Here is a 7627-nt window from a genome sequence, read left to right on the forward strand (position 1 = left end):
GTGCACCGCCGGGTGCACAGCCTGTGGATTACTTCTTCGTCTCGACCGCGTGGCCGCCGAACTGGTTGCGCAGCGCGGCGATCATCTTCATCTGCGGGGAGTCGTCCTGACGCGAGGCGAACCGCGCGAACAGCGAGGCGGTGATCGCCGGCAGCGGCACCGCGTTGTCGATCGCGGCCTCGACCGTCCACCGGCCCTCGCCGGAGTCCGCCGCGTAGCCGCGCAGCTTCTCCAGGTGCTCGTCCTCGTCCAGCGCGTTGACCGCCAGGTCCAGCAGCCAGGAACGAATGACCGTGCCCTCCTGCCAGGACCGGAAGACCTCCCGCACGTCGGTGACCGAGTCGACCTTCTCCAGGAGCTCCCAGCCCTCGGCGTAGGCCTGCATCATCGCGTACTCGATGCCGTTGTGAACCATCTTCGCGAAGTGCCCGGCGCCCACCTTGCCCGCGTGGACCGCGCCGAACTCGCCCTCGGGCTTCAGCGCGTCGAAGACCGGCTGCACCCGCGCCACGTGCTCGGCGTCGCCGCCGTACATCAGCGCGTAGCCGTTCTCCAGGCCCCACACACCGCCGGACACGCCGCAGTCGACGAAGCCGATGCCCTTGGCGGCGAGCTCCTCGGCGTGCTTCTCGTCGTCCGTCCAGCGGGAGTTGCCGCCGTCCACGACGATGTCGCCGGGGGAGAGCAGCTCGGCCAGCTCGTCGATCGTGGACTGGGTCGCCTCGCCGGCGGGAACCATGACCCACACGACGCGCGGAGCCTTGAGCTTGCCCACAAGCTCTTCCAGGCTGTGGACATCCGCGAGGTCCGGATTGCGGTCGTATCCGATGACGGTGTGGCCTGCGCGGCGGATGCGCTCACGCATGTTGCCGCCCATCTTGCCGAGACCGACGAGACCGAGCTCCATCAGAGATTCCTTAAGCGTCGTGTGCGGTTTACCCGGGTCCGAGCCTACGCCCGGACCCGCGCGCACACCTGTGGGGTCAGCCGCTCAATCGACGGGCCCCGAAGCGATGTCAGCCGCTCAGCCGCACCTGCATCCGGCGTCTTCCCGGGGGACGCCCCCCGGACCCCCAGCAGAGGCGTCAGCCGCTCAGCCGCACCGGCATGATCAGGTACTTGTACGCCTCGTCCGCCTCCGCGTCGACCGCTGGCTTGCCGCTCAGCAGCGCGGGCTTGGTGGACGTGGTGAACGAGAGCTGGGCGACCGGGGAGTCGATCGCGCTCAGGCCGTCCAGCAGGAAGGTCGGGTTGAAGGCGATCGAGATGTCGTCGCCCTCCAGCTGCGCGTCCACGCGCTCCACAGCCTGTGCGTCGTCGCTGGAGCCGGCCTCCAGGATCAGCACGCCCTGCTCGAAGCTCAGCCGCACCGGGGTGTTCCGCTCGGCGACCAGGGCCACACGCTTGACGGCCTCGACGAACGGGGCGGTCTCGATCACCGCGACGGAGTTGAACTCGGTCGGGAAGAGCGTGCGGTACTTGGGCAGGTCGCCCTCGAGCAGGCGGGTGGTGGTCCGCCGGCCCGCGCCCTCGAAACCGATCAGGCCCTCGCCCGCACCGGAGCCGGAGAGCGCCAGGGTGACCGTGTCGCCGCTGGTCAGCGCCTTGGCCGTGTCCAGCAGGGTCTTCGCGGGCACCAGGGCGACGGCGGACGCGTCCGGCGACTCCGGCTTCCACAGGAACTCGCGGACCGCGAAGCGGTAGCGGTCGGTGGAGGCCAGCGTGACGGTGTCGCCCTCGATCTCGATGCGCACACCGGTCAGCACCGGCAGCGTGTCGTCGCGGCCGGCGGCGATGGCCACCTGCTGGGCGGCGGAGGCGAAGACCTCGCCGGGGACGGTGCCCGTGGCGGTCGGCATCTGCGGCAGCGCCGGGTACTCCTCCACCGGCAGGGTGTGCAGGGTGAAGCGGGAGGAGCCGCAGACCACGGTCGCCCGTACACCGTCTGTGGAGATCTCGACGGGGCGGTTGGGGAGGGCGCGGCAGATGTCGGCGAGCAGCCGGCCGGAGACCAGGACCGTGCCGTCCTCCTCGACCTCGGCCTCGACGGACACCCGGGCCGAGACCTCGTAGTCGAAGCTCGAGAAGCTGAGGGCGCCGTCCTCGGCCTTCAGCAGAAGGCCCGCGAGCACGGGCGCCGGCGGACGGGCCGGGAGGCTCCGGGCCACCCAGGCCACCGCCTCCGCGAGTACATCGCGCTCCACCCGGATCTTCACCGGAACCGCCTCCTGCTGTTGCTGGCTCTTCGTCGACTGGCGGGAACCAGTCTGACGTACGCCACCGACACTCGGTGCGGCTCGGGGTCAAGTCGCGACGAGCCGCGCCAGGCGGTCCGGCCCCGAGTTGTGCACAGCACCCACTTCGAAGCGAATTTCCCGGTAACTCTAAGTGGGAGTAGTAGTAGGGGCTGTGGAAACCGTGGATAACGCCATCCACGCAGGTCAGGCCCGGTTTTTTGTCCACCGACCCTGTGGGTGACACCGGTGGACAACTAGGGGGTTCTGTGGACACCCGAAAGTTCTGCACACCCCATGCACAGGCGACATGGACTTCTCCCCAGCGCTGTCCCCAGCTTTACCCACGTTCCCCACAGCCCAACCGTCTCCCTTGGTGTGACCGCTTTCACTCGACTCGGTGATCCCGGGTGTTTCCTTGCCGAACAGTGGACAGGGGTGTGGGAAACCTGGGGACAAGTCCCGCTGTCCTGTGGGTCGCCCGTGGACAAGTCGCGGGGCCTCCTGTGGACGGCAGATTCGTCCACAGTCTGTGGAACCTGGTTGATCACAATTCCACAGGCCCTTGACCTGCTGCGATGATCTTCCCTCCACCGGAGCTGTGGACACAATCTGGACAACTTGGGAGTCCCCAGGCTGTGGACGGAAGATCGTCCCCACTTCTGTGGAGAACTGAGACCGACCACTCGGTATTCGAACACCACGGCCCCGTACACAGGTGCCCGCCCGGGTCCACCCGTGCGAGAACGCCGGTCCGCACACGCGAAAAGGCGCCCCGGGACGGTGTCCCGAGGCGCCCTGCGTGCTGTTCCGGCGGCCGGCGTCAGCCGTTCTTGATGCGGTTGGTGAGCTCCGTGACCTGGTTGTAGATGGAGCGCCGCTCCGCCATCAGCGCCCGGATCTTCCGGTCGGCGTGCATGACCGTCGTGTGGTCGCGGCCGCCGAAGTGCGCGCCGATCTTCGGCAGCGAGAGGTCGGTCAGCTCCCGGCACAGGTACATGGCGATCTGGCGGGCCGTCACCAGGACCCGGCTGCGCGAGGATCCACAGAGGTCCTCGACCGTCAGCCCGAAGTAGTCGGCCGTCGACGCCATGATGGCGGGGGCGGTGATCTCCGGCGCCGAGTCCTCGCCGCCGGGGATCAGGTCCTTGAGCACGATCTCGGTGAGGCCGAGGTCCACCGGCTGCCGGTTGAGCGAGGCGAACGCCGTCACGCGGATCAGCGCACCCTCCAGCTCACGGATGTTCCGCGAGATCCGGGAGGCGATGAACTCCAGTACCTCCGGCGGGGCGTTGAGCTGCTCCTGGACCGCCTTCTTGCGCAGGATCGCGATCCGCGTCTCCAGCTCCGGCGGCTGCACGTCGGTGGTCAGGCCCCACTCGAATCGGTTGCGCAGCCGGTCCTCCAGGGTCATCAGCTGCTTGGGCGGCCGGTCCGAGGAGAGCACGATCTGCTTGTTCGCGTTGTGCAGCGTGTTGAAGGTGTGGAAGAACTCCTCCTGCGTCGACTCCTTGCTCGCGAGGAACTGGATGTCGTCGACGAGCAGGATGTCCACGTCGCGGTAGCGCTTGCGGAAGGCGTCGCCCTTGCCGTCGCGGATGGAGTTGATGAACTCGTTGGTGAACTCCTCCGAGCTCACGTACCGCACCCGGGTGCCGGGGTAGAGGCTTCGCGCGTAGTGCCCGATGGCGTGCAGCAGGTGCGTCTTGCCGAGGCCCGACTCCCCATAGATGAAGAGGGGGTTGTACGCCTTGGCGGGGGCTTCGGCGACGGCGACGGCGGCCGCGTGTGCGAAGCGGTTCGACGAGCCGATGACGAAGGTGTCGAAGAGGTACTTGGGGTTGAGGCGGGCGTGCGGTTCGCCGGGGCCGCCGGCTGTGGCCGGCTGTCCGCCGGTGCCGCCGCCGTGCCGGGGTCCCTGGCCGGGCTGGGCCTGGGGCTGTCCCGGACGGTGCCCCTCGGGGTGCTCGGCGCGCTCGGGCCGCTGCTGGTCGTACGGTGCGGGCCGCTCGTCGTAGCGCGGGGCCGGCGGCTGCTGCGCGCGGCTGCCGTAGGGCTCGTGCCATTGCTCGGCGGGGGCGTCGCGTTCCTGGAAGCCGCCGAGCCGGGGCTGCTGCCAGGAACGGTCCTCCTGGGTGCGCGGCCAGGCGCCGGGGTCGGGGCGCTGTTGCTGGTAGTCCGGGTAGGCGGGGCGCACGGAGGGCAGGCCGTCGTCGCCGGAGGGGCGGTGTCCGTAGCCGCCGCCGTCGTACTTGTCGTAGGGCTCGGCGGGTCCGCGGTCGTCGTAGCGGCCGTGCTGGGGCTGCTGGGCGGGGGGCGCCGGGGGGCCGGAGGGTTCGCCGGCGGAGTCGTCGACGGTGATCGCGATCCGGATGGGGCGGCCGCATTCGCGGCTGAGGGTGTCGCTGATCAGTGGTGCGAGGCGGCCTTCGAGGACGCGCTTGCCCCATTCGTTGGGGACGGCGAGCAGCGCGGTGTCGGCCACCAGTGCGAGAGGCTGACACCTCTCGATCCACTGCTTGTCCTTGGGTTCGATGCCTTGCTGGCCCTCTGCGAGGAGATGCTCGAGCACGCGCGGCCACACTGCGGCAAGATCGGCAGGTACGTCAGCCACGGGGCACGCTTCCTCGTTGGTCCCACGAATGTGTGGTTCTCGGGACGGTGGGTCGGGGTCCGTCAGGACAGGTAAGGACAGAACGGAAAAAGATTCAGGAGTTCAGCCACGGTAGTCGGGGCGGCTGACGTGGTTCAAGTTGTTGTCCACAGCCTGTGCATACCGGAGGCCCGGTGTGGGGCCGGTTTGACCGGATGGCGTAGCCGCGCGTACCGTAACCAGGTCGAGTTGTCGATGGCTGCTGCCGCCTGCCTCCGATGGGCAAAGATCACGTTCAGTGATCATGTAGCGGTGCCACTCGGGCGTATTGCGAGCTACTCGTGGGCGCACGGTGACAGCCAGGCGATGTCCCGCCATCTACGAATCATTTCTGGAGCCCCCGAGTGAGCAAGCGCACCTTCCAGCCGAACAACCGTCGTCGCGCGAAGACCCATGGCTTCCGTCTGCGCATGCGGACGCGTGCCGGCCGCGCCATCCTGGCGAACCGCCGTTCCAAGGGTCGCTCGAGCCTGTCCGCCTGATCCGCTTAAACGGGTCATGACGTGCTGCCTACCGAGAATCGGCTGAGGCGGCGCGAGGACTTCGCGACCGCGGTACGCCGAGGACGCCGGGCCGGTCGCCCGCTTCTCGTCGTCCATCTACGCAGCGGTGCAACGGACCCGCACGCGCCTGGGGAGAGCGCTCCCCCGACGCGTGCGGGTTTCGTCGTGAGCAAGGCGGTGGGTGGCGCGGTCGTTCGCAACCAGGTGAAGCGGCGTCTTCGTCATCTGATCCGCGATCGGCTGGCCGAGCTGCCCCCCGGTAGCCTGGTGGTTGTACGGGCGCTGCCCGGAGCGGGCGACGCCGATCATTCTGACCTGGCCCGAGACCTGGATGCCGCTCTCCAGCGGTTGCTGGGAGGGGGCACGCGATGAAGTACCCGCTGCTGGCTCTGATCAAGCTGTATCAGTGGACGATCAGCCCGCTGCTGGGTCCGGTGTGCCGGTACTACCCGTCGTGTTCCCACTACGGATTCACGGCCATCGACCGGCATGGCGCGATCAAGGGCACGGCCCTGACCGCCTGGCGCATTCTGCGGTGCAATCCGTGGTCGCCCGGCGGTGTGGACCATGTGCCCGAGCGCAAGCGTCCGCGCTGGCACGAACTGCTGCGGAACGCACTGCGTGGCGACAAGGGCGGGTCCTCCGCCGAGACGAGCCCGGCCGCAGAGACCTCGCCCAATGCTCAAGGAGCTTGATTAGTGGACACGATTGCCAATCTGTTCGCCTTCATCACCACACCTGTCTCATGGGTGATCGTTCAGTTCCACAAGATGTACGGGGCGATCTTCGGCCCTGACACGGGTTGGGCCTGGGGCCTGTCCATCGTGTCCCTGGTGGTGCTGATCCGGATCTGTCTGATCCCGCTGTTCGTCAAGCAGATCAAGTCGACCCGGAACATGGCTGCGCTCCAGCCGAAGATGAAGGCGATCCAGGAGCGCTACAAGAGCGACAAGCAGCGTCAGTCCGAAGAGATGATGAAGCTGTACAAGGAGACGGGTACCAACCCGCTCTCCTCGTGCCTTCCCATCCTGGCGCAGTCGCCGTTCTTCTTCGCCCTGTACTCGGTGCTGTCGCACATCGCCGAGGGCAAGACGATCGGTGTGATCGACGAGTCGCTGCTGGCGAGCGCGCGTCAGGCGCACATTTTCGGCGCCCCGCTGGCCGCGACGTTCACGGACAGTGCTGCGGAGGTCGCGGCTCTCGACGCGTCGCTGACGTCGGTCCGTATCGTCACCGCGATCATGATCATCCTGATGTCGGCCTCGCAGTTCTTCACGCAGCGCCAGCTGATGACGAAGAACGTCGACCTCTCGGTGAAGACGCCGTACATGCAGCAGCAGAAGATGCTGATGTACATCTTCCCGCTGATCTTCGCCGTCATGGGCATCAACTTCCCCGTCGGCGTCCTCGTCTACTGGCTGACCACCAACGTGTGGACCATGGGCCAGCAGATGTATGTGATCAGCCAGAACCCGACTCCGGGAAGCAAGGCGCAGGACGCGTACCTGCAGCGTCTGCTGAAGAGCGTCACGCACCACGGTGAGGTCCGCGGCCGACGCCGGAAGAACATCGTCAAGCTGATCGTGGCCAAGGGCAGCGACCGGAACGACAACGAGCGCCGCTTCTTCGCGGGTCTGGCCAAGGCCGGCTTCGCGGCGCAGGCGGACGGCACGGTGGCGAAGGCCGACGTCGTCACGGCGGAGGCCGAGGGCCAGGCCGCTGCCAAGCGGCATCAGCCGAAGCGTCAGAGCAAGGCGCAGCGTCAGTCGGGCGGCGCGGCGGGTGGCCAGCAGGCCGCTGCCAAGGATGCCGAGGGTTCCTCGGAGCCCACCTCGCTGGAGAAGAAGCCGAAGGAGTCCGTCGAGGACGCTGATTCCAAGGCGTCCGGCCGGGCCGACTCCGGTACCTCCTCCCGCCAGGCCAAGTCCGGACAGCGCAAGGGCCAGCAGCGGCCCAAGCACCCGTCGTCCAAGAAGTAAGAAGGAGTCCATCCGTGACGGAAGGCACCATCTCGGCCGCCGCCGAGGGTGGCGACACCCTGACCCGCCTCGAGCAGGAAGGGGAGATCGCGGCCGACTACCTCGAGGGTCTGCTCGACATCGCCGATCTCGACGGTGACATCGACATGGACGTCGAGGCCGACCGGGCCGCGGTCTCGATCATCAGTGACTCGGGCAGCCGCGATCTGCAGAAGCTCGTCGGCCGTGACGGCGAGGTCCTGGAGGCACTTCAGGAGC

Annotated in this window: 7 protein-coding genes and 1 pseudogene; 5 read left to right on the forward strand and 3 right to left on the reverse strand. The window is 67.9% G+C overall.

Annotated elements, in window-relative coordinates; genetic code table 11:
• Positions 1-28: 28 nt before the first annotated feature.
• From gnd to dnaA, 3 genes are all read right to left on the reverse strand, one after another.
• Positions 29-907 carry a phosphogluconate dehydrogenase (NAD(+)-dependent, decarboxylating) gene (gnd, locus tag VIU94_RS17990; protein WP_331912700.1) on the reverse strand — a complete coding sequence of 293 codons (879 nt, stop codon included), beginning with the start codon at positions 905-907 and terminating at the stop codon, positions 29-31.
• A 178-nt stretch (positions 908-1085) separates the two neighbouring features.
• Positions 1086-2216, reverse strand: coding sequence for a DNA polymerase III subunit beta (gene dnaN / locus VIU94_RS17995; protein ID WP_318104881.1), 1131 nt, complete (start codon positions 2214-2216; stop codon positions 1086-1088).
• Between the two features lie 841 nt (positions 2217-3057).
• Positions 3058-4848, reverse strand: a complete 1791-nt coding sequence (gene dnaA / locus VIU94_RS18000; RefSeq protein WP_331912702.1) for a chromosomal replication initiator protein DnaA — start codon at positions 4846-4848, stop codon at positions 3058-3060.
• Positions 4849-5231: 383 nt separating this feature from the next.
• Here dnaA and rpmH point away from each other — a divergent pair, with 383 nt between their 5' ends.
• The 5 genes and pseudogenes from rpmH to VIU94_RS18025 all read left to right on the forward strand — a co-directional run.
• Positions 5232-5369 (forward strand): 50S ribosomal protein L34, encoded by a 138-nt coding sequence (gene rpmH / locus VIU94_RS18005; RefSeq protein ID WP_060891143.1) that lies wholly within the window; start codon positions 5232-5234, stop codon positions 5367-5369.
• A gap of 21 nt (positions 5370-5390) precedes the next feature.
• Positions 5391-5762: a ribonuclease P protein component gene (rnpA, locus tag VIU94_RS18010; protein WP_331912704.1), complete on the forward strand. Its 372-nt coding sequence runs from the start codon at positions 5391-5393 to the stop codon at positions 5760-5762.
• Positions 5759-6085 (forward strand): membrane protein insertion efficiency factor YidD, encoded by a 327-nt coding sequence (gene yidD / locus VIU94_RS18015; RefSeq protein WP_331912706.1) that lies wholly within the window; start codon positions 5759-5761, stop codon positions 6083-6085. Before rnpA ends, yidD begins: the two co-directional genes overlap by 4 nt.
• A 3-nt stretch (positions 6086-6088) precedes the next feature.
• Positions 6089-7369, forward strand: a complete 1281-nt coding sequence (gene yidC, locus VIU94_RS18020) for a membrane protein insertase YidC (RefSeq protein WP_331912708.1) — start codon at positions 6089-6091, stop codon at positions 7367-7369.
• A 14-nt stretch (positions 7370-7383) separates the two neighbouring features.
• Positions 7384-7627 (forward strand): annotated as a pseudogene (locus VIU94_RS18025) (single-stranded DNA-binding protein); the annotation flags it as partial.

It is taken from the genome of Streptomyces sp., assembly GCF_036566765.1.
Taxonomy (GTDB): domain Bacteria; phylum Actinomycetota; class Actinomycetes; order Streptomycetales; family Streptomycetaceae; genus Streptomyces.